A 24,827-nucleotide genomic window follows, 5' to 3' on the forward strand; every position below is an offset into this window, starting at 1 on the left:
CCAGCTCAGCGCCGACGCAACGGAGGTCGCGCAGTCAACGCCACTTTTGCCGAAGATGCGGGCGGTGTGGGTTGGACCTCTGCCTGCAATTCCCTGAGCCGATAAAGGGCGTCGAGCGCTTCGCGTGGGGTGAGCGCATCGGGATCGATCGTCGCCAGCGCTTCCAGCACTGGTGAGGCCGGGGCAGGCAGCGGGAAGGCTGGCGGCGGCGGCGGGCGCACCACCGCCGCGGCGAACAGCGGCAGATCACAGGCGAGCCGCGTCAGGTCGGAGGTCTGTTCGCCCTTCTCCAGCGTATGCAAGATCTCCTCGGCGCGCACAACAACCGCCGCTGGCAACCCGGCGAGGCGTGCCACGTGTACGCCATAGGAGCGGTCTGCGGCGCCCGGCGCCACCTCATGCAGGAAGACCACATCACCGCGCCATTCCTTGGTGCGCATGGCATGACAGGCAAGGTCGTCGAGCCGGGCGGCCAGTGCGGTCAGTTCATGATAATGGGTGGCGAGCAGACCGCGGCAGCGGTTGGCGTCGTGCAGGTGTTCAACAACCGCCCAGGCGATGGACAGGCCATCGAAGGTGGCGGTGCCTCGACCCACCTCATCAAGGATGACAAAGGAGTGCTGACCGGCGTCGCGAAGGATGATCGCCGTCTCCACCATCTCCACCATGAAGGTGGAACGGCCGCGGGCAAGATCATCGGCGGCGCCGACGCGGGAAAACAACCGATCGACAACGCCGATCCGCGCTGCCTCGGCCGGAACGAAGGAGCCAACCTGGGCGAGAACGACGATCAGCGCATTCTGGCGCAGGAAGGTACTCTTGCCGGCCATGTTGGGGCCGGTGAGCAGCCATAACCGCTGGCCGGCCGTCAACGCACAGTCATTGGCAACGAAAGCGCCGCCATCGCTCGCCGCCAGTACCACCTCCACCACCGGATGCCTGCCCGCCGTCACCTGAAACTCACGGCTGTTGTCCACCTGCGGTCGGACGTAACGACCGGCAGTTGCCAGCTCGGCCAGACCGGCGGCAACGTCAATGCGGGCGATCGCTGCTGCAGTACGGGCGAGGGCCGCACCCTCCGCCAGAACCGAGTCGGTCAGCTGCTGGAAGAGGGTGAGTTCGAGGGCCAGGGCTTCGTCGGCAGCGCGGGCGATGCGCCGCTCCAGGTCAGCGAGTTCGACGGTGGTGTAACGCGTCGCGTTCGCCATCGATTGCCGGGGCAGAAACGGACCCGCGGCCCCGGCCGGCACCCGCTCCGCCTGTTTCGCCGGCACCTCGACGTAGTAGCCGAGAAGGTTGTTGTGGCGGATCTTCAACTGGGCAATGCCCGTCTCGTCGATGTAGCGGGCTTCCAGATCGAGGACCAAACGGCGGCTGTGGTCGCGCAGTGTCCGCAGTTCGTCGAGCGTCGGATTGAAGCCAGCAACGATGAACTGGCCGTCGCGGCTGATCGCCGGCGGGGCCACGATCAGGGCGGCGGCAAGCTGCAGCATCAGCGGTGCGTGCTCACCGAGATCGGCAGACGCGTCAACGAGAACAGCCGCCAGCGGCGGGGANNGAGGTGGCGCACGCCCGGCGAGCAGCCGGCGCAACTCCGCAGCTGCCGCGAGCGCGTCGCGCACCGCCGCGAGGTCGCGCGGACCGCCGCGCCCGAGGGCAAGGCGGGAGATTGCCCGCTCCAGATCCGGGCAGCGCCGAAGCTGCGTGCGCAGCCCGCTGCGCAGGCCTTCGTCCTCGACCAGGGCTTCGACCGCATCGAGGCGCCGGGCAATGGCCACAGGATCGGTCAGCGGTGCTGCGAGCCAGCCGGCGAGAAGCCGTGCCCCGAGGCCGGTTAAGGTGTGGTCGATGCGGTCGAGAAGGCTGCCCTTGCGCGCGCCGTCCAGCGTCTGCATTAATTCGAGGTTGCGGCGGGTGGCAGCATCGATCTGCATCACCCCGCCATCGGCAAGACGCCGGGGCGGGGCAAGCTGGGGCATTCGCCCTTTCTGCGTGAGTTCGACGTAATCGAGCACTGCGCCGGCGGCGGCAACTTCGGCGCGGGCGAAATCGCCGAAAGCGGCGAGACTGCCGACGCGAAACAGCGCCTTCAGTCGGCGCTCACCGGCGAGGCTGTCGAAACGGGCCGCCGGCAGCAGTGTCAGGCAGGTCTGCCAGGGCGCAAGGATCGGCCGCAGATCCGGGCGAGCGGCGAGCGTATCCACTGCCAGCACCTCACGCGGATCAAGCCGTGCGAGGGTGGAGGCAAGCGCTACCGGCGTCGTCGTCTCTGTCTGGAACGCACCGGTCGAGATGTCCACTGCGGCGACGCCGATCACGCAGCCCACCTCTGCCAGGGCAACGAGGTGGTTGGCGGCGCGAGCATCAAGCAGAGTGTCCTCGGTAAGGGTACCGGGGGTGACCACACGGACCACATCCCGCTGCACCACCGCCTTGGCGCCGCGCTTGCGCGCTTCTGCCGGCTGCTCCAACTGCTCGCAGATCGCCACCCGGAAGCCCTGGCGGATCAGCCGGGCGAGATAGCTCGTGGCNNTGTGCACCGGGACGCCACACATGGGGATGTCACTGCCCTGGTGCTTGCCGCGATGGGTGAGGGCGATATCGAGCGCCGCCGCCGCCTTCACCGCATCATCGAAAAACAGCTCGAAGAAATCGCCCATACGAAAGAACAGCAGCGCATCGGGGTATTGCTCTTTCACCGCCCAATACTGAGCCATCACCGGCGTCGCAGGGGACGGGGGGCGGCTGCGTCGCGGCCAGCCGCATCGGCGGCGCCGTCTTCGGTCTCGGCCATCGGCTCCGGTTGGTCTCGCAAGCAGCGGCGCTCCGTGCGAAAATGAAGTTGGCGAGTGTAACCGCCGCACGGGCAACGAAACCAGACTGACGGGCAAACTGAGGGAAGGAATATCCGGCGATGAGCGGCAGCCAAACGGGCGTAACGTTCCCGACGGAGGTGGTGGGGGTGATCGCCACCAGGGACGAGTTCGAGGCAGCGGTCAAGTCACTGCAGGCCGCCGGCTTTACCCGCAGTGACTTGAGCGTGCTCGCTTCGCATGACTCCATCGATGCCGCGGGGCAGTCGGCCACCTCGTGGCGCGACGCGTTGGTGGCGATGGTGGGCGAACTCAAATACGAAGGCCCGCTGGTGGCGTCAGGGGCGATCGTTCTTGCCGGCGGTCCGGCGGCAGCGACGCTGGCGGCGGTGATCGGTGCTGCGGTCGGCGGCGCCGCTATCCGCGACATGCTGCAGGAAGTGACGGCGAAACCGCACACCGAGGAATTCGCCCGCGCCCTCGACGCCGGCAGCCTGATCCTCTGGGTCAACGTCGGTGATCCCAGCCGCTTGGCGCAGGCGATGTCGATCCTCGAGCGCCATGGCGCCGTCAACGTGCACGTCACCCAGGGAAAAACCATGGCGGCAAGCGCCTAGGCATTGCTCGGTAGCAACGGCCACGGCCGGCGGGAATGGGGAAAAGAAGCAGGAGGAAACGGCGATGAACAATCGGCTCGATTTCGGCGCGGTGGAAAGCCTTCGGGTCGACGTGATCAGCGAGACCGGCTGGTTCGACGATGCGACTTTCAAGGCAGATATGGTCGCCTACGGCGGCAGCGAACAGAGCCAGTACCGTGTCGCTTGGACTCCCGAGAATGCCGGCGGTTACTCGGCCTTGCTGACCATTACCGGCCTCGACGGCGCGGTGCGACGCATTCTGCTGGATACGGGCTGGAATCGCGCCTGGATGGACGAAGCCTACGCCCGTCATGGTATCGATCGCATGCTCGAGCGGGGTGAAATCGACCTTATGGTGCTGTCGCACTGGCACCTGGACCATTTCTGGGGGATCGAGACGACGCTAAAACACGATCCGCGGTTGCCGCTCTATGCACCCGCCACTTGGTCGAGCGAAGACCAGGCGCTGCTCCAGGAAAGGGCGGTGATCCGCGTCGACGATAGTGCTGGCCGGCCGGTGGACATCTGCGCTAACGCGGTGGCTTATGCCGGCGAACTCACCCTGACCTCACCCGAGGGTGAAGATGGCAGCGGCCTTTATCGGCTATTTCCCGGCGTCGCCATGCACATGTTCGATGCGTCGATGCTGCTCAGGGTCCGCGGTGAGAACGTTCTTTATATAAACGTCGCCGACAAGGGCATCGTCACCGTCACCGGCTGCGGCCACCCCGGAATCATGACTCTGCTCGACTTCGCCCGGACGCGATTTCACCAGGAGCGCCTCTATGGCTGCTACGGCGGCCTGCACCTCAGCATTTTCGATCAATGGAAGCCGGAATTCGACACCATCATCGAGGAGGTCAAGGCATCGGGGATGGTGAAGATGGGCTGCAACCACTGCACCGGCTGGATGTGGGCGGAGAAGGCAGCGACGCACGGCGTCCCGATCGTTGAGGGCTCCGACGCCTATCTGCGCTATTCGCGCCATTCCACTGCCGCCCATGGCAGCCACGCCTTCCTTGGCAACGGCGATTCGGTGACTTTCTAGGCGAATCCGCGGCTGGAATGGGCGCCAGATGGGCAGGCGGGCGAGTGCACATCGTTGCATCGTCTGCTATAGGGGAGTTCATCGAACGGGGCGCACCCCTGCGCCTCTCCTGACACTAATGCTTGCGATGCCCCGCTGCGGCAGCCCGCGCGGGCCGAGGAGTTTCTTGCCATGCCGATGCCGATCCGCCGCGCGCTGATTTCCGTCTCCGACAAGAGGGGGATCGAGGACCTGGGTCGGTTCCTTGCCGCCTCCGGCGTCGAAATCCTCTCCACAGGTGGCTCGGCCAAGGCCCTGCGCGATGCCGGCGTCCCGGTGATCGAAGTTGCCGATTACACTGGCTTTCCCGAGATCATGGACGGGCGGGTGAAAACGCTGCAGCCAACGCTGCATGGCGGACTACTCGCCATCCGCGGTAATCCCGCGCACGAGGCGGCGATGCAGACGCACGGCATCCAGCCCATCGACCTCCTGGTGGTCAATCTTTATCCCTTCGAAGCGACGGTCGCCCGCGGCGCGGCCTTCGACGAATGCGTCGAGAACATCGATATCGGCGGTCCGGCGCTCATTCGCGGCGCCTCGAAGAATCACGCCTTTGTCTGCGTCGTCGTCGATCCCGCCGATTACGAGCCGCTGATGCAGCAGATGCAGCAGCAGGGTGGCGGCACGACGCCGGACCTGCGCCGGCGGTTGGCGGCGAAGGCCTTTGCCCGCACCGCCGCCTATGACGCGGCGATCGCCAGCTGGTTCGCGGCGGTGGCGGGCGAAACTTTCCCCGAGCAACTGATCATTGCCGGCGTGCGCCGCCAAGCCATGCGCTATGGCGAGAATCCGCACCAATCGGCAGCCCTCTATAGCATCAACGACCCACGCCCGGGCGTGGCTTCGGCGAAGCAGATCCAGGGCAAGGAACTCAGCTACAACAATCTCAACGATACGGATGCCGCCTACGAACTCGTTGCCGAGTTCGCCGAGCCGGCGGTCGCCATTATCAAGCACGCCAATCCCTGTGGCGTGGCCGTGGGTGAAAGCATCACCGAGGCCTATTTGAAGGCACTTGCCTGCGATCCGGTCAGCGCCTTCGGCGGCATCATCGCCGTCAACCGGCCGATCGATGCCGCGGCCGCTGCCGAAATGGGCAAACTGTTCCTTGAAGTGATCATCGCACCGGCGATTGACGCCGAGGCCGCGGCTGTGCTTGCCCACAAGAAGAACCTGCGGGTTCTCGTCGCCGGCGCGCTACCGGACGCCGGTCATCCTGGAATCGTCTTCCGCTCGCTCGCCGGCGGATTCCTCACCCAGTCGCGTGACATACTGACCACGGGCGAAGACCTCAAGGTCGTCACCCGACGTGCGCCCACCCACGCCGAAATGACCGACCTGTTGTTTGCCTATCGCGTCTGCAAGCACGTGAAGTCCAACGCCATCGTCTTCTGCAAAGCTGGCACGACCATCGGCGTCGGCGCCGGACAGATGAGCCGTGTGGATGCCGCCCGCATCGCGGTGAGCAAATCCGAGGATGTGCGCCAGGAAGCGGGGGAAATGACGCCACGGACGACCGCCTCGGTTGTCGCTTCGGATGCCTTTTTTCCCTTTCCCGACGGTCTCCTGGTTTGCGCCGATGCCGGCGCTACGGCAGTGATCCAGCCAGGCGGTTCGGTTCGCGACGCCGAGGTCATCGCCGCAGCAGACGAACGGGATATAGCGATGGTGTTCACCGGGCTGCGGCATTTCCGCCACTAAAGCCGGTGGCGCCACGCCGGCCGGGTACGCCATCTTCCTGCCATCCTTGGCGGGCATGCCAAGCAGTGCGTGCATGGGATGGCGGTAACGCCCGTTTTTACAATTCGATGGTTTACCGCTAAACGTGCCGAGACTATGATTGAAATTAATTCGCGTTAAGAATGTAAAGCGCTCCTGATGGGACTGCCGCACTCTCAAGATGTGGCCTATAGCCGAAGCGGCGCCATTCCCGCTGTCGATGAAGCGCGGCCGGGTGCTCTGACACAGATCGGGCGTACCTTTGCCTTGCCATTGCTGGTGCTGAGCGCCAGCACGATGTGGCTATGGCACGGCGCCTCGCCGCACGTGACTGGTGCCGTTTCGCTGCGGGAACGGTGGGTGATGCTTAACCGGCTGCAGCGTCGGCTGCAGACGTTGCGCGAAACCGGCATGCCCTTCGAACTCAACGACGCCGTTCCCTTCCGCTGGCGCCGGATCGGCGTTTTCGGCCCGCTGGAGGACCCGGGATCGCATTTCCCGCATGTGCATCCGCACATCGTCCGGCTGTTGCAGACCTGCGAACGATCCGTGGTCATTCTCGAACGCGCACCGCAGTTACTCGTCTACATCACCTTCGGCCCGAGGGACGATGTTCCCGCCGCCAGCGACGTGTGCATTACGGCGGAGCGAATCGTTGTCTCCCACTACAATCGCGACTGCGTCGATTACATCGACTTCAGCCGCCTCGGCTAGTCGGCGGCCGCCTATCAAGGGCGGCGCAACGCCCCTCAACCCAGGCGCTGATTCTATTTTCATCTAAGTGCTGCTCTCGCTCGCACCATGCCATCGCTCCCCAACGAGGACGTCACGATCGCCATGCGGATCGTGAACTGGCGCGTTCCTTGCGTAGGGAATGACGCCGACATTCACGTTTCGTGGGGGAAACGGCGAAATCTCTTAGCGCGGCAATTTAATGGCTCGCGAACGGAGACCTTCTTACGTAACCGGCACCCATGCGTTGTGTGGTGCCGATCACAGTCGATGCACGGGCCTGGGTATAGCATCATCTCCCTAGGCATCTTGATCCCGACATGAGGACCACTTGCGGTGAAACATTCTCTTCTGCACGATATTATGAGCGAGTTTGTGGTGCCCCTGGCGCTGGTTTCCATGGTCATCGGTCTGATCACCTTCTGGCCCTTCGGCAACTGACTGCCGCGCCGACACAGTCCGGACGGGTTGGGTCATCCGTCGTCAGTTATCTTCCAGCGGTGTCGGCATCTCCGGGTGGTGATCCGCGGCCAAGCAGTGGCGATGATCGGCCAACGATTCGATTACACGGCAATCCGCCACCGCTCCGCCGCGGCATTGGGTGATGATCCGCTCTAGCTCCGTCTCGAGCGCCCTTAATCGCACCAATCGCAGCCGAACCTGGGCAAGATGGCCGCGGGCAATGCGATCGATCGACGAACATGGCTGATCGGGATGATCGGCTAGCCGTAACAGCTCGCGAATCGCCGCAAGCGGAAAGCCAAGTTCCCTGGCGTGACGCAGGAAACTGAGGCGGCGGCGCGCCGCATCGTCATAGAGGCGTTGATTGCCCGAGGTGCGCTCAGCCGCCGGCAACAGCCCGATCCGCTCGTAGTAGCGGATCGTCTCTACCTTGCAGCCGGTGGTAGCAGCCAAGCGGCCGATTGTCAGCAAGCGGTTGTCCGACATTTTTCCCTTGAACCTGTAGTCGCTACAGCTTGCATCATCAGATTGATCGGCGATGCGACGCCTGCAAGCAGGCGGGTTGTAAGCCACGACAGGCGAGCGGAGGTTTTCATGGCACAAGGCTGCGGCTGCGCCAGCAAGGCATTTGACGGTGCCTCCACCGGCTACCGACGGGTGCTGATAGCGGTTATCGCGATCAATGCCGCGATGTTTATCACCGAACTGACGTCGAGCTTTATTGCCCAGTCGCAGGCGCTGCAGGCTGATGCCCTTGATTTCCTCGGCGACACGCTCACCTACGGCGTAACCTTGGCGGTGATCGGCTTGCCGCTCGCTTGGCGTGCCACCGCCGCATTGGCGAAGGGTGTGAGCCTGGCCGTACTGGCGTTGGTGGTGCTTGGCTTTAGTCTTTATCGTTTTGTCGTTCAGGGCTCGCCGGAAGCGAGCGTCATAGGTGCGGTCGGTTTGCTGGCGCTGTTGGCCAACCTGATCGCCGCGTTGCTGCTCTTTCGTTTCCGCAACGGCGACGCCAATGTCCGCTCGGTGTGGCTTTGCAGCCGCAACGATGCGATCAACAATCTGGCGGTCATCGCCGCAGCTGCCGGTGTCGCCATAACTGGTACAGCCTGGCCCGATCTGGCCGTCGCGTTGGTGATGGCAGCCCTGTTCATGTCCTCATCGTTGCAGATCATTCGCAGTGCCCGCCGCGAACTGCGGCCGGGTCTGGAAACGCCCGAGTCCGCCCGGTGCGAGTCCACCCCGGCCTAACCGCCGTGTTAGCGCTGCAGCAGCGCCTTCGCCGCCGCGCGCACGCGGGCGTTTTCCGCGCCCTCCAGGTCGTGCAGCAACGCTCGCACCTCTTCGCGCTCGCGGTAGCCGGCGAGGCGTTCGATGCCGGCGAGGCGCAAGCGCTCCTGCTCGTCGGCATTGGCCACCAGTTCCAACAACATCGGCGACGGTTCATTGGCAGTCGGATCGACGGCATTGATCGCCGCAAGACGGACTTCGGGGCTTTCGTCGACAAGCGCCGTCTGCACCAGCGCATAGCCCGACTCGCCGGAGAACTGGGTCAGGGCACGCAGTGCCGCCACCCGCACCTGAACGTCGGGATCGTTTTCGATCACCTCTCCCAGGGCGTTGACCCCGTCGTCGCCTGAGGTGGGATAGATGGTGCCGATCTTACGCACCCGGAGCGCCAGCGGCGGCAAGGTTGAGTCATCGTCATAGGTCCAGCCCAGGTTGCCGTCGAAGGGCGTCACCACGGCGCGGGCGACCGTATCCTTGGGAGGCGATGAGCCGGGACCGATCGCCTGTGGCTCAATCGCCTTCTCTGTCTCCGCCCCCGGGCCGAACACACGGATGCGGGTGATGCGACTGGCGACGCCGCTGGCCGAGGGGGCATACTCCACCATCAGGTGATTGGGCGCCACCAGCCGTTCGAGGCCGTCCTGTATCGGCACATCGCTGAACGACTGTGGCCGGGCAAGTCCCAATTCGCCGCGGACGAGTATCTTCGCCCCGGTGCCTTGCGCCACCTGGGTGAGGATAACGACGATAGGCACCTCCGCCACCTCGGCCGAGATGCGGCCACGCTCGATGCGGACGCTGGCGTCGTCGCTCGCTGCCTTTGCCAGCGCTGCGCCCTGGCCGTAGCCGAGGCCGCCGAGGACCGTCGCGAACAGGCAAACGACCGACGTCGCGATGATCGAGCCGGTCCTTCGCCGCCGGCGATCGAAGACGGGTCGTGCGCAACGATTGGTCATAGCTGCCAGATAACCCTGCCCGCGGTTCAAGCGCAAGCGGTCGCGGCCGTGCGGCCGGCGATCACCTCCCCGCCAGCAGTTGCGTCGATGCGCCAACGGTGCTTCACTGCTGCGTGGACGCGATAGTTTCCGACGGCTGGCAACGAAGGATCCGGCAGCCTTGAGTGAATCCCCCAGTGGTTTTGCCGCCGATCCCTTGGCCCACGCTGCCTCCCGGCAATGGTCAACCGATCAGCCGCCAGGAACACCGCCCGTAGTCGGCTTGATCGGTGGTAGCGGTCTCTATGCCATCGATGGTCTCACCGGGTCCGCTTGGTTGCGGGCATCTTCGCCCTGGGGCGAGCCCTCCGACGAACTGCTGCTCGGCTATATCGGCGATCAGAAGGCGGTTTTTCTGCCGCGCCACGGCCGGGGCCATCGGATCCCGCCCAGCGACCTCAACAACCGCGCCAACATCGATGCACTGAAGCGCCAGGGCGTCACCGAAATCGTTTCACTCTCCGCCTGCGGCTCGCTGCGCGAGGACCTGCCCCCGGGAACCTTCGTCCTCGTCGATCAATTCATCGATCGCACCTTCGCCCGGGCGAAGAGTTTCTTCGGCGAGGGGTTCGTTGCCCACGTAAGCATGGCGCACCCGGTCTGTTCCCGTCTCGGTGCAGAGATCCTCGCCGCCGGCGAGGAGGTCGGCATCCCGATCGTCAATGGCGGCACGTACTTGGTGATGGAAGGCCCACAGTTCTCCACCCTCGCCGAATCCAACCTTTACCGCGGCTGGGGTTGCGACGTCATCGGCATGACCAACATGCCAGAGGCGAAACTCGCTCGTGAGGCGGAGCTGTGCTACGCCAGCCTTGCCATGGTCACCGATTTCGATTGTTGGCATCCCGACCATGACCACGTGACGGTCGACTCGCTGATCAAGGTGCTCAACGACAATGCCGATCGGGCGCGGGCGCTGATCAAGGCCCTGGTGCCACGATTGGCCGGTCGCAACGTCGCCTGCCATCAGGGCTGTCACACCGCACTCGCGACGGCGGTGATCACGCCACCCCACGCCCGCAGCCCGGACCTTGCCGCCAAGCTCGACGCCGTCGCCGGCCGCATCATGGGGAATGTGGGCAACCCGTAGGCGGCGTACGTTTCACCGGTGGGGCGGATACGACGCGGCTTCACCGACTCCCCGCGCCCCACGACCTCGCAGACTCCCGATCGCCGTCACGGCGAGGTTATCGACGCCACCTCGCAAAGCTGACGCCATCGCCCAGATATGATCGGGGCGATGGCGCGGGATCGCGGCGAAGAGCAACCGGGTGCGCACCTCTTTGGAAGCAGCAGCGCAAACAGACGCGCGGCGGACTTGAATCAGAAATTCAAGGATCAGGGAGCACAAAGCGATGAGAGTGGGGATGATCGGCGTCGGACGGATGGGCGCCGGGATGGCGGCGAACCTGCTGCAGGCCGGCCATGAGCTCTGCGTCTACAATCGCTCGCCGGAGAAGGCAGCCGCGTTGATCGCCCAGGGGGCACGCGCCGCGGCCAGCATCGCTGATGCCTGCGGTGGCGATGCGGTGCTGAGCATGCTCGCCAATGACGAAGCAGTCGAAAGTGTGGTTTTCGCCGACGGTGGCATCGCTGCCAGTCTGCCGGCCGGCGCCCTCCACATCTCTTCGAGCACGATCAGCGTCGCTCTGGTGGAGCGGCTGACGGCTGCCCATCGCGACGTTGGGCAGCGGTTCGTTGCCGCACCGGTATTTGGCCGGCCGCATCTGGCGGCAGCAGGTCAACTGTTCGTCATCGCTGCCGGCGAACCGGCGGCAATCGAAGCAGCGACGCCAGTCCTCGACGCCATCGGCCAGAAAACCTTCGTCGTGGGAGAGACGCCGCAGATTGCCAATCTGATCAAGATCAGCGGCAATTTCCTCATTGCTTCGGTAATGGAATCGTTGGGCGAGGCAATGGCGCTGGTGGGTAAGGCCGGAATTGACCGGCGACAATATCTCGAAATTCTCACCTCGACGCTTTTCAACGCACCTGTGTATTCCACCTATGGTGGCTTGGTGGCTGACGGTAATTTCGAGCCGGCCGGCTTCGCCGCGCCGCTGGGCTACAAGGATATCCGCCTCGCCCTCGCCGCCGCGGACGAACTTCGTGTGCCGATGCCGTTGGCCAGCCTGCTCCGCGACCGCTTCCTCACCTTGCTCGCGCAAGGCGGCGACCATCTCGACTGGTCGGCGATCGGCGGTCTGGCGGCAAAGGATGCGGGCGTGCCTTACCGTTGAGAACGACCAGCCGCTCACGCGTCCACGAACACTTTCGCCAAACCTGCTTCCAGTGAGGTAATGCATGGAAGAGATCGCGATTGGCGCCTCCGGCCTCAGCACATCCCGCATCGGTCTCGGCACTTGGGCGATCGGTGGCTGGATGTGGGGCGGCAGCGATGAAGCCCGATCCATCGCCACCATCCGCGCTGCGGTCGAGCGGGGCATAACGCTGATCGATACCGCCCCCGTCTACGGCTTTGGCCGGTCGGAGGAAATCGTCGGCAAAGCGCTCGCTGAAGGCGGTCTGCGCAATAAGGTGCAGATCGCCACCAAAGTCGGCCTGGCGTGGCAGAATGGCCAGGTGTACCGCGACTCGCGGGCGGAACGGATTCGCCAGGAGATCGACGACTCGCTGCGGCGGCTGCGGACGGACGTCATTGACCTCTATCAGGTGCACTGGCCGGACTTCGAAACCCCGATCGAGGAAACGGCGCGGACGCTGGAAGATCTGCAGCGCCAGGGTAAGATCCGCGCCATTGGCGTCAGCAACTATGCCCCAGCGCAGATGGATGCCTTCCGTGCGGTCACCCGGCTCGACGCCGTTCAGCCGCCCTACAACCTTTTCGAGCGCGAGATCGAGGCCGATGTGCTGCCCTATGCGACGAGCAGCGGTCTCACCGTCCTCAGCTATGGCGCATTATGTCGCGGCCTGCTCAGCGGTCGGATAACACCGGAGACCACCTTTGATGGCGATGATTTACGCAAAGTCGATCCCAAATTCCGGAACGCTCGGTTTCGCCAGTATCTTGCCGCAGTGGAAGCACTGAAACGGCTGGCGCAGGATCGCTTCGGCAAATCGGTGCTGACGCTGGCCTTGCGCTGGGTGCTCGATCAGGGACCGACCGTCGCCCTCTGGGGCGCCCGCGATCCGGCACAGCTCGATCCAATGCACGACGTGGATGGCTGGCACATCGACGAGGCCAGCAAAGCCGAGATCGACGCGATCCTCAATCACTGCGTCACCGATCCGGTGTCGCCAGCGTTCATGGCACCACCCCGCCGCCGGCCGAATACGGTACGGCCGGAAAAGCGCTAGAGCGGAGGCCGATCTGAGTGAATCGTTGGGGATTCCCATTGGGGGCTGGTTCTGATTCAAGATGTCTGCCGGAGGAGGAGGCCGGTGGACATGTCGACAGCGCTTTCCCTCGATCTTCGCGTCCGGGTTCTCAAGGCGGTGGCGGAAGGCGCGAGCCATCGCGCGGCGGCGGCGCGGTTCGGCGTCAGCGCCGCTAGCGTGAGCCGATGGCGGGCGCTGGAGCGGACGCAGGGTGATCCGCGCCCTGGCCCGCTCGGCGGCGACCGCCGCTCCGCCCGCGTCGAGGCGCAAGGCGCGCTGATCCGGCAGCTGATCGAGGCGACGCCGGACGTCACCACCGAAGAGCTGCGCGCGACGCTGGCCGAGCGGGGCCACGGCTTCGGCTACGGCACGCTGCAGCGGTTCTTCCGCCGCCACGGGCTGACGCGCAAAAAAAGACCGGCCATGCGACCGAACAGGACCGCCCCGACATCCTGAAGCAGCGCGAGGCGTGGTTCGACGGCCAGATCGACCTAGCAGCCTGTCGGACTTGCGTCTCGGGCGTCGCCGGACCTGCGTAGGGATCGGTGCGTCGGCGCCTCTGTCAGCGCCATTTTGGGCGGTGCGGTCGCGCTGGCGCGCCTGCGGAACTGGCCGCGCAGGCTAGACGGCGCGGCTGAGGGCGAACATCCGCTTCAGGTTCCATGCCATGGTTACAAGCCTCCACTCGCCACGGGCGGCATTGAGCCCGCGCAGCAGGAACTGCCGGAACCCCAGCACGGACTTGATGATGCCAAACACTGGCTCGGGCGTCTGCTTGCGCAGGGCGTAGAGCGCGCGGCCCTGCGGCGTGCGCAGCCGATACGCCATCGCCTGAACCGGGGTGGGGTCTTCGGGCGCCGGTGGCGCCGCAGCGAAGCGCTCTTGCAGGCTGAGATGATGCGCCTCGCGACCAAGTGCGATCAGCGGTTCGATCCCGCCGGCCACACAGGCCTGCACATTCGCCTCGCTGAAGTAGCCATTGTCCGCCAACAGCATGTCCGGCCTGCCGAGCACGTCCGGCAGAGTGCCGATCTTGTCCAGCATGGGTGTAAGCTGCTGCTTGTCGTTGGGCGCCTGCACCACGTCGGCGACCACCACCAGCAGACTGCCCGCCGCCACCGCCGCCTGCGCATTGTAGCACTGCTCAAAACCGCCGCCCGCCACCGCCATGATGCGGCTTTCCTCGTCGGTCAGATTGATCTGATCCGTGGGCAGCGGCGTCGCCACCGGCGGCTTCGGCTCACGGCCCGTGGGCTTCTTGCCGGTGGCCGCTGCCTTGGCGTCCCGTGCTGCGAGTTTCGCCTGATGGTCTGCCTGCTCCCGTTCGAAGCGTTCCTTCGCGCGGGCCTCGATCTTCGCCCGGGCCTCGGCGAGCCTGGACAACCGTTCCTCACGTCGCGCCAGTTCGTCGGGGATCGACATGCCGTCAGCGATGTCCACCTGGTCCGCCGCTTCTGCCTTGGCCATGAGATCGGCCACTTCGGCCTGCAGTTGGGCCTCCAGCTTGCCCGCATGGTCATAGGACAGCGCGCTGTGCCGGCTGGCATTGGCGTGGACCTTGGTCCCGTCGAGCCCGACCGTTCCCAGCTTCAGCACGCCCATCTCGCGCGCGAGCACCAGCACCTGGACGAACAGCTTCTCGATCTGCGGCAGAAAGCGTCGGCGGAACGCGGCGATGGTGTCATGGTCCGGATGATCGTTCGCCGCGATGAAGCGGAACGCCACGCTGTCATAGGTCGCCCGCTCCAGCTTGCGGCTGGAGAACACCCCGGTGGCGTAGCCGTAGATCAGAATGCCCAGCAGAAGGCTGGGGTGGTAGGACGCTTCCCCAGAGCCACGGTAGCTGCCGGTCATCGGCCGCAGATCCAGCCCCGCGATCACCTCCACCACGAACCGCGCCAAGTGCCGCTGCGGAAGCCACTCGTCCACCGACGGCGGCATCAGAAATCCGCTGTCGCGGTCGATCGGGCGGAAGTTGCTCATGCCGAAGAGGTCCGGGCCGGGGGCGTGAATCCATGCCCGGATTCTATAACCCACAGCTCCGCCTCGCGTTAAGTCCGACAGGCTGCTAGCCCCGGAGCGCCTCGTGTTCATCGACGAGACCTGGGCGAAGACCAACATGGGCCGTACCTACGGCCGCGCGCCCCGCGGCGAGCGGCTGCGCATGGGCTTCCCCATGGCCACTGGAAGACCACGACCTTCGTCGGCGCCCTGACCATGCGCGGCATGATCGCCCCCTTCGTGCTCACCGGAGCGATCAACCGCGACGCCTTTGATGCCTATGTCGAGAAGGTGCTCGTCCCCGAGCTCCGCCCCGGCGACATCGTGATCATGGACAACCTGTCCAGCCACAAGGGGCCGCGCACCGACGCGCTGATCAAGGACGCGGGCGCCAGCCTCCTCTTCCTGCCGCCCTACAGCCCCGACTTCAACCCCATTGAGAAGGCGTTCGCGAAGCTCAAGGCCCTGCTCCGCAAGGCCGCCGAGCGCACCGTCGAAGCCCTCTGGGCCGCCATCGGCCGCTTCGCCGACGACTTCACCCCAGCCGAGTGCGCAAACTACTTCAGCGCCTGCGGATACGATCCAGACTGGTAGGATTCCGCTCTAATACTACAGTTGCGTTTCTAGTCGTTTCTTGCGGTGACTGCTGGCGGCTGTCGTTTGGTGGCTGCGGCGCCATCGTGAGCAGGCCCAGACGAAGGCGGGATGGGTTTTCGCCCGGAACAGGATCCTTTCGAGCATGTGGCGGATTTCCGGCGTGGCGAGCGGGACGGTCATGCGGCCGCGGCGGCCGGACTCGTTTTGTCCCGTTTATCGAAGGCGATCCGGCGCTGGTCGGCCGACAATTTGGCGAGGAAGGCGGCGGCAGCGAGGANNCCAGGCTCATGTGGCGATGCCATCCGTGCCAGGAGCGCGCCTCGCAGTGATCGAGGCCGAGGTCGTCCTTCGCCCGCAGGAAGCACTCCTCGATCGTCCAGCGGAGGCCTGCGGCAGCGGCAAGCTCGGGCAGGGANNCGTGCCTTGCCGGGCATAGGTGTCAACGGCGGAGCAATTCTGGGCCACTGTAGCGGAGTAAAAGCAGGCCATTTGGGCGAGCGGTGCAATCACGGCAAGGGGCCCGATCGGGCCCCTTGCCGTGCGTCGGCTTTGCCTCGGGGATCAGGGCTTGCTGGTTTCGCCGGTCTCGGGATCGACGGTCTCGGCGGTGNNGTCTGGTTTTGCTCCGCCCGATCGGCTGCGGTGGGGGACGACGACGTCCGGCGGATTGCTTCAACCGGTAGCTGTCGCCGTTCATGGTGAGGATATGGACGTGGTGGGTCAGGCGGTCGAGCAGCGCGCCGGTGAGCCGTTCCGATCCCAGCACCGAGGTCCAGTCCTCGAACGGCAGATTGGAGGTGACGAGGGTCGAGCCGCGCTCGTAGCGCTGGGAGAACACCTCGAACAGAAGTTCCGCCCCGGTCGGCGACAGCGGCAGGTAACCGAGTTCGTCGACGATGAGCAACATCACCGACTGGAGATCGCGTTGCAGCTTCAGCAAGCGGCGCTCGTCACGCGCCTCCATCAACTGGTGCACGAGGGCGGCTGCGGTGGTGAAGGCGACGGTGAACCCCTTCTGGCAGGCGGCAAGAGCGAGGGCGAGCCCGACATGGGTCTTGCCGGTGCCACTGTTGCCGAGCGCGATGACGTTCTCCCGGCGCAGGATGAACTCGCAGCGGGCCAGCTCGAGCACCAGCATCTTGTTGAGGCTGGGAATCGCGGTGAAGTCGAAGGTGTCGAGGCTTTTGACCGCCGGGAAGCGTGCTGCCTTGATCCGCCGCTCGACCATTCGGCGTTCTCGGTCGATCAGTTCGAGTTCCACCAGGCGCAGCAGATAGCGGGGATGATCGACGCCGTCGCGTGCGCATTCGCGGGCGATCTTGTCGTATTCCCGCAGAACGGTCGGCAGCTTCAACTGCTTGAGGTGATGCGCCAGCAGAACCTGCGGTGTGCCGCTTGTCGTTCCCGCCGGCATCGCATCAGCGCCCGCCTTGCCGGTCATGCCGTTGTCCCGGGAACGAGAACGGCGTAGTCAGCCGCCGCCGTCATCCTGACGTCCATTTTCGGCAGATGTGGATAGGCCGTCAGGTCGAGCCGGGCCGGCCGCCGCTCGACGCGCGCCAGAGCAATCTGCTTGACCGCATCAAAGCCGATGACGCCGAGCCGGATCGCTTCGCTGACCGCGCTCGCCACCATCTCCATCGGGATCGCCTCCATCAGCCGCAGCACCTGGATGAACTCCCGCCTGCCGCGGTTGCCCATGCGCGCCTCGAGGAGATGGCGCAGGTGCTGGAACGCCTCCGGCAGATCCCAGTCTTTCAGCGCCGCCGCCTGGTCGAGGGCATTCGGCTTCGTCTCGATCAGCGCCAGATAGTGCAGCGGCTCGAATACGAAGGTGCCCGTGCCATAGCAGCGACGATGCCGGGCGATCGCCTCGCCGGCACAAAGGATCACCACCTCGTCGACGAAGCCCTTCACCACAACATCCCGGAAGCCGTATGCCGTCGGTACCGAGTAGTCGTTGCCGCGGTAGCGGACCAGGGCGGTCGATGAGACACGGGCCGCCCGCTTCTCGCTCGGCTCCAATGGCACCGCCGGCAAATCCCGGAAGGCTTCGAGGTCGGCGACGAGACGCTCGCCGATGGTTTCGCCGTGGCGACCGGCGCGTTCGCCTCGTCGCTGCCGGCAGCGCTCTTCCAGCATGGCATTGAGATCGTCGAAGCTTGCCGCCTGGGGGATCGGCGTCAGGAAGTTCGATCGAGCATACTTCACCAGCCCCTCGACCTTGCCCTTGTCGTTGCCCTTGCCGGGACGGCCGAAGCGATCCTGGAACAGGTAATGGCTCTGCAGTTCCGTAAAGGCCCGGGTGCGCTCCCGCCTGCCGTCGCCGCAGATCTTCGCCACCGCGAGCGTCGTGTTGTCGTAAAGCACCGACAACGGCACGCCGCCGAAGAATGCGAATGCCGACACATGCCCGTCGAGGAAGGCTTCCGTCGTCTCCGCCGGATAGGCCTTCACGAAAGGAGTATCCGATTGCGGCAGGTCCATGCAGAAGAAGTGGATCTTCTGCCGGACGCCGCCGATCACGCCGATCGCCTCGCCAAAGTCGACCTGCGCATGACCGGACGGATGAGCCAACGGCACGAAGGTCTCCCGCAATCTCCCCGAGCAACCCGGACGTAGTCCCTCACCACCGTCAGACCGCCGGCATAACCGTGCTCGTCGCGCAGTCGCTCGAAGATCCGCTTGGCCGAATGCCGCTGCTTCGAAGGCGCCGTCCTGTCGGCCTCGAGGATGGCGTCGATCACCGGCAGCAGCACCCCGAGCTTCGGCTTCTTCACCGGCTTCGTTCGCGTGTAGCCGGGCGGCAACGAGAACCGGCACATCTTCGAAACCGTCTCACGGCTCAGCCCGAACACCCGGGCCGCCTCACGCCGGCTGTTGCCCTCGATGAAAACGAAATGCCGAACGGCGGCGTAGACTTCCACGGCAAACATCCCCGGCCGCCCCCACAAAAAAGAGACCGCCTAACCACTGGCCAGATTTTACTCCGGCGCGGCAGCACCAATCACCGCCGCTACGTGGCCTAATTTGTCACCGCCATACACATGGCAGGGTCGGTCTGGACGAGGGTCCCGTCCTCGAGGAAGCGAAGGGTGTGGTTGGAGCGTACGGCAGGGACATAAGGCTGGCCGCGGCCCTCGAGCAGGTGCCGGAGTTGACTGTCCGAGCCGTAGAGCGCATCGGCGAGAACCCAGGCGCAAGGCGGGCCGGCGTCGAGCGTCCGCTCGATCATCTCCCGCGCCATCGCCGGCTTGGTCTTGAATTCGACGTCGTCCGGCACGGCGGCCGTCCGGCGGCGCGTCGCATCGTCCGCCCAGTCTTTCGGCAGGTACAGCTGCCGGTCGATGAGCGCGTGGCCCCAGCGGCTGGCGTAGGCGACGAAAACGCCGACCTGGCAGTTCTCGATCCGGCCGGCGGTGCCCGAGTACTGACGGCCGACACCCACCGAGTGCCGGCCCTTCTTCAGGAAACCGGTCTCATCGACAACGAGCACGCCGCCCGGATCACCCAGCGCGTTCGTCACGTACCCGCGCACCAGATCGCGAAGCTGGTCTGCCGACCATGAACTGCGTCCGAGCAGTGACTGGAGGCGATAGGGTGCCTCGAGGCCCGCCTGTTCGGCCAGCATCCAGCCGGTCTTGCGCGATGCCGCCGAGAACAGCCCGTCGATGAACATCCCGGCCGAACGGCGCGTCTCCGCCCGCCCCAGCGCCGGCGCGATCACCCGCCTCAACCCCTCGAGCTCCGCCTTCCAATCAACAAGCGTGCCCGCCCATTCCGCCACACCCATCCGTCGCCCTCCCACAGCCGCAGGCAACGGAACCATATTAGAGGATAAAATGCAACTGTAGTACTAATACAGAGCGCGATTAAGGCTGTCCCCCCCGCCACCGCGGCCGCGTCGTACTTCGTGGCATTGGCTGGAGACATCGAACACAAAAAATCGTCGACCTAATCGGTGCAAACCTTTGCGCCCGGCCGCACCCGTGGTATCGGACATGGGACTCGTGGGCGAAGCAAAGATCTTCGCCGCCGGCAACACACCGGTGGGACATGGAATTCTATCGCATTTACCGTCGCGTCCTCGGTCTTCTCCGTCCGGAGCGAAATCTGGCGCTGCTGCTGGTGCTGGCTAATATCATCGTAGCCATGCTGTTCTATGCCGAGCCGGTGCTGTTCGGTAAATTAGTGGATGTGCTGGCGAAAATTGGCACCCAGCCGAAGGCCGCTACGTGGAACGAGAGCCTGCGGATCCTGGCCATCTGGGGCGGTGTCGGCCTTACCGCCATCGTCGCCAACATGCTCGTCTCCCTGCACGCAGATCGGCTGGCGCATCGACGCCGCTTAGGCGCCATGGCGCTCTACTTCGAGCACGTCCTCAGTCTACCGCCCGCGTTCCATACCGCAAGTCACTCCGGGCGCATCCTGAAGACGATGCTGCAGGGGGTGGACAGCCTGTTCGGCATCTGGCTCGCCTTCTTCCGCGAGCACCTCGCCACCTTCATCGCTATCGTCATCCTGCTGCCGCTGTCGCTGTTCCTCAACTGGCAACTGGGATTGCTGCTGGTTGGCCTGATCATCGTCTTCGCCGTCCTTACCTTTCTCGTCATCGCCCGAACGGAAAAGGCGCAACGGTCGGTCGAGGAATACCACTCGCGCCTCGCCATGCGCGCCGGCGATGCGCTCGGCAACGTGCCGCTCGTTCACAGCTTCACCCGCCTCGCCGCCGAGGCCCGCTCGCTCAACTTCATCATGCGTCGGGTTCTGGCGGCGCAGTATCCGGTCCTCAACCTGTGGGCGCTGGCAAGTGTTTTGGCGCGTGCCGCCTCCACCATCACCATCATCACTATCTTTCTTCTCGGCACCTGGCTCACGCTGAACGGTAAGGCCAGCGTCGGCGAAATCGTCAGCTTCATGGGTTTCGCCACCATGCTCATCGGCCGTCTCGACCAGGCGATGGGCTTCTTCTCGCGCCTGTTCTTCCAACTGCCGCAGCTCGCCGACTACTTCAAGGTGATCGATACGGAATCAACGGTGAAGGAGAAACCGGGCGCGATCGCCGCGACGCAAGTGCGCGGCGACGTCGAGTTCTATCATGTCAGCTACGCCTACGACGGTCGTCGCTCGCCAGCGGTGAGCGACCTGACATTCGCGGTCAAGGCCGGCACCACGGTTGCCCTCGTCGGCGCAACGGGCGCCGGCAAGAGCACGGCGATGGCGCTGCTGCATCGGCTGGCCGATCCACAAGAGGGCACCATCCGCATCGATGGCCTCGATATCCGTGATCTCACCCTGGAGTCCTTGCGACGCAACATCGGCGTCGTCTTCCAGGANTCGACCATGTTCTACCGCACCATTGCCGAGAATCTGCGCGTCGGCCGACCGGATGCCAGCGACGAGGAGGTGATCGAAGCGGCGCGCTTGGCCGAAGCGCACGACTTCATCATGCGCCAGGCGAAAGGCTACGAGACCGTGGTCGGCGAGCGCGGCGTCACGCTCTCCGGCGGCGAGCGGCAGCGGGTCGCCATCGCCCGCGCGCTGCTCAAGGATCCACCCATCCTCATTCTCGACGAGGCAACGAGCGCGCTCGACGCGGTGACCGAAGCCCGGGTGCAGNNAAGGGCGTTGCAGCGGCTGATGCGCGGCCGCACCACCTTCGTCATCGCCCACCGCCTGTCGACCATCCGCAGCTGCGACCTGATCCTCGTCTTTCAGCAGGGCCGGATCGTCGAGCGTGGCCGTTTCGAAGAACTGGTCTATCGCGGCGGCATTTTTGCGAACTTAGTACAAACCCAGCTCGGACCGCAGGCAGCGGATGGCGGTGAAGCCTGGCAATCGGGACGCCCCGAACCCGGGGCTGGTTAGGGAGCGTTACGCGTGACTTTTGTCCTCGATCCCCGCCTCGCTGCCGACACCATCGCGCTAGGGCAACTGCCGCTGTCGCGGTTGTTGCTAATGAACGACAGCCAGTATCCGTGGTTGATCCTGGTGCCGGAACGACCGGCGCTTAGCGAGCTGTTCGATTTAGAGGCGAGTGACCGGCAGCAGCTGATGCACGAGATCTCTACCGTCGCGGCTGTGCTGGCCGAGGTATGCCGACCAACGAAGATCAACGTCGGCGCGCTCGGCAACATCGTCCGCCAGCTGCATGTCCACATCGTCGCCCGGAACGAGGGCGACCCGGCGTGGCCCGGACCGGTGTGGGGGAAAGTGCCGGCGCGGCCGTACACCGACGAGGCGGTGTGCTGGTGGCAACGGGTGACCGCTGCTATGGCCGAACGCGAAGACGCGTTTACCGCAAGTCGCTGACTCAAGGTCGCTCACGGCTGGCGCGGCGCTACTGTAACGTTTGCAGCTGGATGATCTCAGCAATCAGCCGTTCGGCGGCAAAAGGCTTGCCGAGCAACGGCGCCGCACCAAGCCAGTCGCCGAGCTGCGCGCGTGAATAACCGGAAACGGCGAGAAACGGTATGCCCTCGGCGCGTAGGCGCTGGGCGATCGGTGCTGCGCTTTGCCCATTCAAGTTAGCGTCAAGAATGACCACGTCGACCTTCTCCTGCTCAAGCGTACGTAGGGCGGCAGCGGTATTGCGGACGATACCGACAACAGTAAATCCAGCAGTCGTTACCGTTTGCTCCATATCCAGGGCGATCAGGGGTTCATCTTCGATAATCAAGATGTTGGCGCCCATTCTCCNGTCCTGTACAGCGAACACGAACTCGCTTTTATTACCTTGTTCAATCTCATCGGTGGCATAGACCACTTCCTTGGCGGGAGCGGTGAGGCGCCATTTAAGCCCGTCCGGATCGAACTTCAGTTCGACGCTCCCAGAAACGCGGCGNNGCGGNNCGGCCATGCGTTCGATGACGGTACTGCCAAACCCGCACCGCACCGGCGGTTGTACCGGCGGTCCGCCGCTCTCGGTCCAACTCAACAGGAAGCGTCCATCATCGACGTTTCGCCAATGGATAGCAACGCTCCCCTGCTCGTTGCAAAGCGCGCCGTACTTGACCGCGTTCGTCGCCAGTTCATGCAGCGCCAGCCCGATCCCCTGTGCCGCCGCCGTTGTCAGTCTGACGTCGTCGCCGCTGATGACGATGCGTGCATTCCTCGTCTCGCCGAGATGACNTGTCTGCGACAGGATCAGGTCTTCCATCGAGACCCAGCGCCAGTCGCCGCCGATGATCAAGTCCTGGGACGCTGCCAGACCCTGCAATCGATATCCCAGGTCAGCGGCAAAATCCGACGGCGGGGAGTTCTTCGCCGTCTGACGTGCAATCGACTGCACCACGGCAAGCAGGTTTTTCGCCCGGTGATTGACCTCGCGCATCAGCAACTGCACGTGCTGCTCAATGCGGCGGCGCTCGGTAATATCAGTTACGGTGCCCACGAGGCGAACCGGTATGCCCTTCTCGAAGGTGACATCACCATCGGCGCGGATCCATCGCACCGCGTGGTCCTTGGCGTTGATGAGACGAAAGACCGCGTTGTAAGGCCCTGCTGCATCGGGATTGAGCGCATCGTCCACCGCCGCCTGCACCATCGCCCGGTCGTCGGGGTGGACGCCGGCCATGAACACGGCGTAATCAATCACCGCGTCGTCCTCGACACCCCACAGTTCGCGCATGGTGTGGTCCCATTTGATCAGCCCCGTGCGCGGATCGAAATCGTGCACGCCGAGCTTGCCCGCTCGCAGCGCTGCCGCCAGGCGCTCCTCGCTTTCATGCAGGGCGCACAAGGCGTCTTCACGTTGCAAGCCGGTGGAAATGACGTTTGCCACCGCCTGGATAAACTTGATGTCGTCTGCGCTGAAGGATCGGACGACTTCTGAATGGACACCGAGAACACCCCAGTTGCCACCCGGTCCGGCGATGATAGTGCTGATACCGCTACGAATACCGTTATCTGTCAATAGCTTGGGCGTGGTGAAGCGCCGTTCTTCGCTCAGGTCCTCGACGATCACCGGCTCGCGGACCTTGAGCGTGTAACCCGCCTGACTCGTCCCGCCGGCAACCAGCGTCCCTTCGCTTTCGCGAAAGCCGAACCGGGCAACAAGTTCGAAATTTTCACCGTCGGGTAGCGTTTTCAGGATTTTGCTGTAACGCGCATTGAGCAGTACCGCCATGCGCTGCGGTGCCGTCTCCATCAACTCCGACGCCGGTTGACCACGCAGGATGGCGCCGCTCAGGATGGCGACAAAATCCTGCTGCGCCGCACGCCGTTCGGCAGCCGCTTGCGCATGGATGAGATCGGTTATCTGCACGAAGGTGGCGACGACACCGTCCACAGCGCCGTCAAAGCCGCGATAAGGCAGAACCCGCATCGAAAACGTTCTGTCCTCACCCTTGATCTGCACTTTGGTCTCGATTGGATGCTGAAGGTTCAGCACCTCCTTGACGATCCCCTTGATGCCCGGCAAATCGATCCTGGGAACAATCTCGGTAATTAGCCTGCCAGTATCGCTATCCGTAATATAGAATAATTCCTTAGTTGTTGGTGTGAAACGGCGTATATGCAGAGTGCGATCAAGAAATAGTGTGGCGATCTGTGTGCTCTCCAGCAAATTCTGCAAATCATTGTTACTTAGTCGGAGTTCCTCAACCTTGGCTGCCAGCTTGGAGTTGACGCGCTCCAGTTCCTCGTTCGCCGATCGCAGCTTTTCTCTCGAGGTTTTTAATTCCTCATTAGCTGATTTCAGCTCATCATTCGAAGACTCGAGCGCTTCGGTCATCGTCTGCAAGTATTCCTCTGCGGCACTCAACTCGTACTCAAGCGCCGCTACTGGCGTATCTCTGTCGTCCTGCGGAACGGTAACGTTGCCCGGTTCATATGCTCCGCAATCGTAAAATACCATCAGGAACATCGGCAGCGCATCCTCGCATGGCAGTGACGTGCATGTGAGGCGAACACATGAGTATGTTTTGCCGTCATTAACCAGGACGGTGCTGCGTTCGCCACTTGCCATACACCGAGAGAGCACCGTTCCCAAATCCATCCGCAGTTCCGGCCGGACCATGGCGAGAAGATCGCGCGTTGCAGTGCCGACTGGCATCGACAGAAAATAATCTGTGTCGCCACCAGTATAGAACACGTCCCGGTCTTGGGAGAGGATGGCGTAGGCAGGGCAGCAACTGTCGAGCAGCATACG

General features: G+C 64.3%; 16 protein-coding genes and 6 pseudogenes. 12 read left to right on the forward strand and 10 right to left on the reverse strand.

Annotated elements, in window-relative coordinates:
• Window positions 1-5 precede the first annotated feature (5 nt).
• Complete coding sequence (mutS, locus tag HQ394_RS10045) at window positions 6-2,717, reverse strand: DNA mismatch repair protein MutS (RefSeq protein WP_190260143.1); 2,712 nt, start codon at window positions 2,715-2,717, stop codon at window positions 6-8.
• 197 nt (window positions 2,718-2,914) lie between these two features.
• Here mutS and HQ394_RS10050 point away from each other — a divergent pair, with 197 nt between their 5' ends.
• From HQ394_RS10050 to HQ394_RS10065, 4 genes are all read left to right on the forward strand, one after another.
• Complete coding sequence (locus HQ394_RS10050) at window positions 2,915-3,430, forward strand: hypothetical protein (protein WP_190260144.1); 516 nt, start codon at window positions 2,915-2,917, stop codon at window positions 3,428-3,430.
• 64 nt (window positions 3,431-3,494) lie between these two features.
• A complete protein-coding gene (locus tag HQ394_RS10055; RefSeq protein ID WP_190260145.1) occupies window positions 3,495-4,499 on the forward strand; it encodes an MBL fold metallo-hydrolase in 1,005 nt (334 codons plus the stop codon).
• A gap of 171 nt (window positions 4,500-4,670) precedes the next feature.
• Entirely contained in the window at window positions 4,671-6,242 is a 1,572-nt protein-coding gene (gene purH / locus HQ394_RS10060) for a bifunctional phosphoribosylaminoimidazolecarboxamide formyltransferase/IMP cyclohydrolase (protein WP_190260146.1), read from the forward strand.
• Window positions 6,243-6,419: 177 nt separating this feature from the next.
• A complete protein-coding gene (locus HQ394_RS10065) occupies window positions 6,420-6,974 on the forward strand; it encodes a hypothetical protein (RefSeq protein WP_190260147.1) in 555 nt (184 codons plus the stop codon).
• Between the two features lie 501 nt (window positions 6,975-7,475).
• On the opposite strand, the gene HQ394_RS10070 is transcribed toward HQ394_RS10065, so the two are convergent.
• The gene (locus tag HQ394_RS10070; protein WP_263053714.1) at window positions 7,476-7,940 is read right to left on the reverse strand and encodes a MerR family transcriptional regulator; all 465 of its coding nucleotides are present in this window, start codon (window positions 7,938-7,940) and stop codon (window positions 7,476-7,478) included.
• Between the two features lie 108 nt (window positions 7,941-8,048).
• On the opposite strand from HQ394_RS10070, the gene HQ394_RS10075 reads away from it, so the two are divergent.
• Window positions 8,049-8,705: a cation transporter gene (locus HQ394_RS10075; RefSeq protein WP_190260148.1), complete on the forward strand. Its 657-nt coding sequence runs from the start codon at window positions 8,049-8,051 to the stop codon at window positions 8,703-8,705.
• An 8-nt stretch (window positions 8,706-8,713) separates the two neighbouring features.
• Here HQ394_RS10075 and HQ394_RS10080 read toward each other — a convergent pair whose 3' ends face one another.
• Entirely contained in the window at window positions 8,714-9,700 is a 987-nt protein-coding gene (locus HQ394_RS10080) for a HEAT repeat domain-containing protein (RefSeq protein ID WP_190260149.1), read from the reverse strand.
• Window positions 9,701-9,896: 196 nt separating this feature from the next.
• Between HQ394_RS10080 and HQ394_RS10085 the strand changes: the two genes are divergently transcribed.
• The 4 genes and pseudogenes from HQ394_RS10085 to HQ394_RS10100 form a co-directional block, all read left to right on the forward strand.
• Window positions 9,897-10,829: an S-methyl-5'-thioadenosine phosphorylase gene (locus tag HQ394_RS10085; protein WP_190263244.1), complete on the forward strand. Its 933-nt coding sequence runs from the start codon at window positions 9,897-9,899 to the stop codon at window positions 10,827-10,829.
• Window positions 10,830-11,076: 247 nt separating this feature from the next.
• On the forward strand, window positions 11,077-11,979 hold the full coding sequence (locus HQ394_RS10090) for an NAD(P)-dependent oxidoreductase (RefSeq protein ID WP_263053797.1): 903 nt from the start codon (window positions 11,077-11,079) through the stop codon (window positions 11,977-11,979).
• A 64-nt stretch (window positions 11,980-12,043) separates the two neighbouring features.
• Complete coding sequence (locus tag HQ394_RS10095) at window positions 12,044-13,057, forward strand: aldo/keto reductase (RefSeq protein ID WP_190260151.1); 1,014 nt, start codon at window positions 12,044-12,046, stop codon at window positions 13,055-13,057.
• A 90-nt stretch (window positions 13,058-13,147) separates the two neighbouring features.
• Window positions 13,148-13,572: pseudogene (locus HQ394_RS10100) on the forward strand (helix-turn-helix domain-containing protein); the annotation flags it as partial.
• A gap of 127 nt (window positions 13,573-13,699) precedes the next feature.
• On the opposite strand, the gene HQ394_RS10105 reads toward HQ394_RS10100, so the two are convergent.
• Window positions 13,700-15,061 (reverse strand): IS1182 family transposase, encoded by a 1,362-nt coding sequence (locus HQ394_RS10105; protein WP_190260069.1) that lies wholly within the window; start codon window positions 15,059-15,061, stop codon window positions 13,700-13,702.
• 85 nt (window positions 15,062-15,146) lie between these two features.
• On the opposite strand from HQ394_RS10105, the pseudogene HQ394_RS10110 reads away from it, so the two are divergent.
• A pseudogene (locus HQ394_RS10110) lies at window positions 15,147-15,673 on the forward strand (IS630 family transposase); the annotation flags it as partial.
• A 15-nt stretch (window positions 15,674-15,688) separates the two neighbouring features.
• Here HQ394_RS10110 and HQ394_RS10115 read toward each other — a convergent pair.
• The 5 genes and pseudogenes from HQ394_RS10115 to HQ394_RS10135 form a co-directional block, all read right to left on the reverse strand.
• Window positions 15,689-15,856 (reverse strand): hypothetical protein, encoded by a 168-nt coding sequence (locus HQ394_RS10115; protein ID WP_190260090.1) that lies wholly within the window; start codon window positions 15,854-15,856, stop codon window positions 15,689-15,691.
• Window positions 15,853-16,064 (reverse strand): annotated as a pseudogene (locus HQ394_RS21535) (IS701 family transposase); the annotation flags it as partial. The pseudogene HQ394_RS21535 and the gene HQ394_RS10115, both read right to left, overlap by 4 nt.
• Window positions 16,065-16,237: 173 nt before the next feature.
• A pseudogene (gene istB, locus HQ394_RS10125) lies at window positions 16,238-17,090 on the reverse strand (IS21-like element helper ATPase IstB).
• A 23-nt stretch (window positions 17,091-17,113) separates the two neighbouring features.
• Window positions 17,114-18,612 (reverse strand): annotated as a pseudogene (gene istA, locus HQ394_RS10130) (IS21 family transposase).
• 113 nt (window positions 18,613-18,725) lie between these two features.
• Window positions 18,726-19,469 (reverse strand): annotated as a pseudogene (locus HQ394_RS10135) (IS701 family transposase); the annotation flags it as partial.
• Between the two features lie 263 nt (window positions 19,470-19,732).
• Here HQ394_RS10135 and HQ394_RS10140 point away from each other — a divergent pair.
• The gene (locus tag HQ394_RS10140; protein WP_190260154.1) at window positions 19,733-21,544 is read left to right on the forward strand and encodes a glucan ABC transporter ATP-binding protein/ permease; all 1,812 of its coding nucleotides are present in this window, start codon (window positions 19,733-19,735) and stop codon (window positions 21,542-21,544) included.
• Window positions 21,545-21,556: 12 nt separating this feature from the next.
• On the forward strand, window positions 21,557-21,988 hold the full coding sequence (locus tag HQ394_RS10145) for an HIT domain-containing protein (RefSeq protein WP_223291490.1): 432 nt from the start codon (window positions 21,557-21,559) through the stop codon (window positions 21,986-21,988).
• Between the two features lie 28 nt (window positions 21,989-22,016).
• Here the strand turns inward: HQ394_RS10145 and HQ394_RS10150 are convergent, their stop codons facing one another.
• On the reverse strand, window positions 22,017-24,824 hold the full coding sequence (locus tag HQ394_RS10150) for a PAS domain-containing protein (protein ID WP_190260155.1): 2,808 nt from the start codon (window positions 24,822-24,824) through the stop codon (window positions 22,017-22,019).
• Between the last annotated feature and the right edge of the window lie 3 nt (window positions 24,825-24,827).

The organism is Defluviicoccus vanus (genome assembly GCF_014672695.1).
GTDB classification, from domain to species: domain Bacteria; phylum Pseudomonadota; class Alphaproteobacteria; order Rhodospirillales; family Defluviicoccaceae; genus Defluviicoccus; species Defluviicoccus vanus.

Bases quoted from the DNA above. Each gene is read 5' to 3' on its own strand.
- HQ394_RS10070 (WP_263053714.1), bottom strand. From the start codon at position 7,940: ATGTCGGACAACCGCTTGCTGACAATCGGCCGCTTGGCTGCTACCACC.
- HQ394_RS10065 (WP_190260147.1), top strand. From the start codon at position 6,420: ATGGGACTGCCGCACTCTCAAGATGTGGCCTATAGCCGAAGCGGCGCC.
- purH (WP_190260146.1), top strand. From the start codon at position 4,671: ATGCCGATGCCGATCCGCCGCGCGCTGATTTCCGTCTCCGACAAGAGG.
- HQ394_RS10055 (WP_190260145.1), top strand. From the start codon at position 3,495: ATGAACAATCGGCTCGATTTCGGCGCGGTGGAAAGCCTTCGGGTCGAC.
- HQ394_RS10050 (WP_190260144.1), top strand. From the start codon at position 2,915: ATGAGCGGCAGCCAAACGGGCGTAACGTTCCCGACGGAGGTGGTGGGG.
- HQ394_RS10080 (WP_190260149.1), bottom strand. From the start codon at position 9,700: ATGACCAATCGTTGCGCACGACCCGTCTTCGATCGCCGGCGGCGAAGG.
- HQ394_RS10075 (WP_190260148.1), top strand. From the start codon at position 8,049: ATGGCACAAGGCTGCGGCTGCGCCAGCAAGGCATTTGACGGTGCCTCC.
- HQ394_RS10105 (WP_190260069.1), bottom strand. From the start codon at position 15,061: ATGAGCAACTTCCGCCCGATCGACCGCGACAGCGGATTTCTGATGCCG.
- HQ394_RS10115 (WP_190260090.1), bottom strand. From the start codon at position 15,856: ATGACCGTCCCGCTCGCCACGCCGGAAATCCGCCACATGCTCGAAAGG.
- HQ394_RS10095 (WP_190260151.1), top strand. From the start codon at position 12,044: ATGGAAGAGATCGCGATTGGCGCCTCCGGCCTCAGCACATCCCGCATC.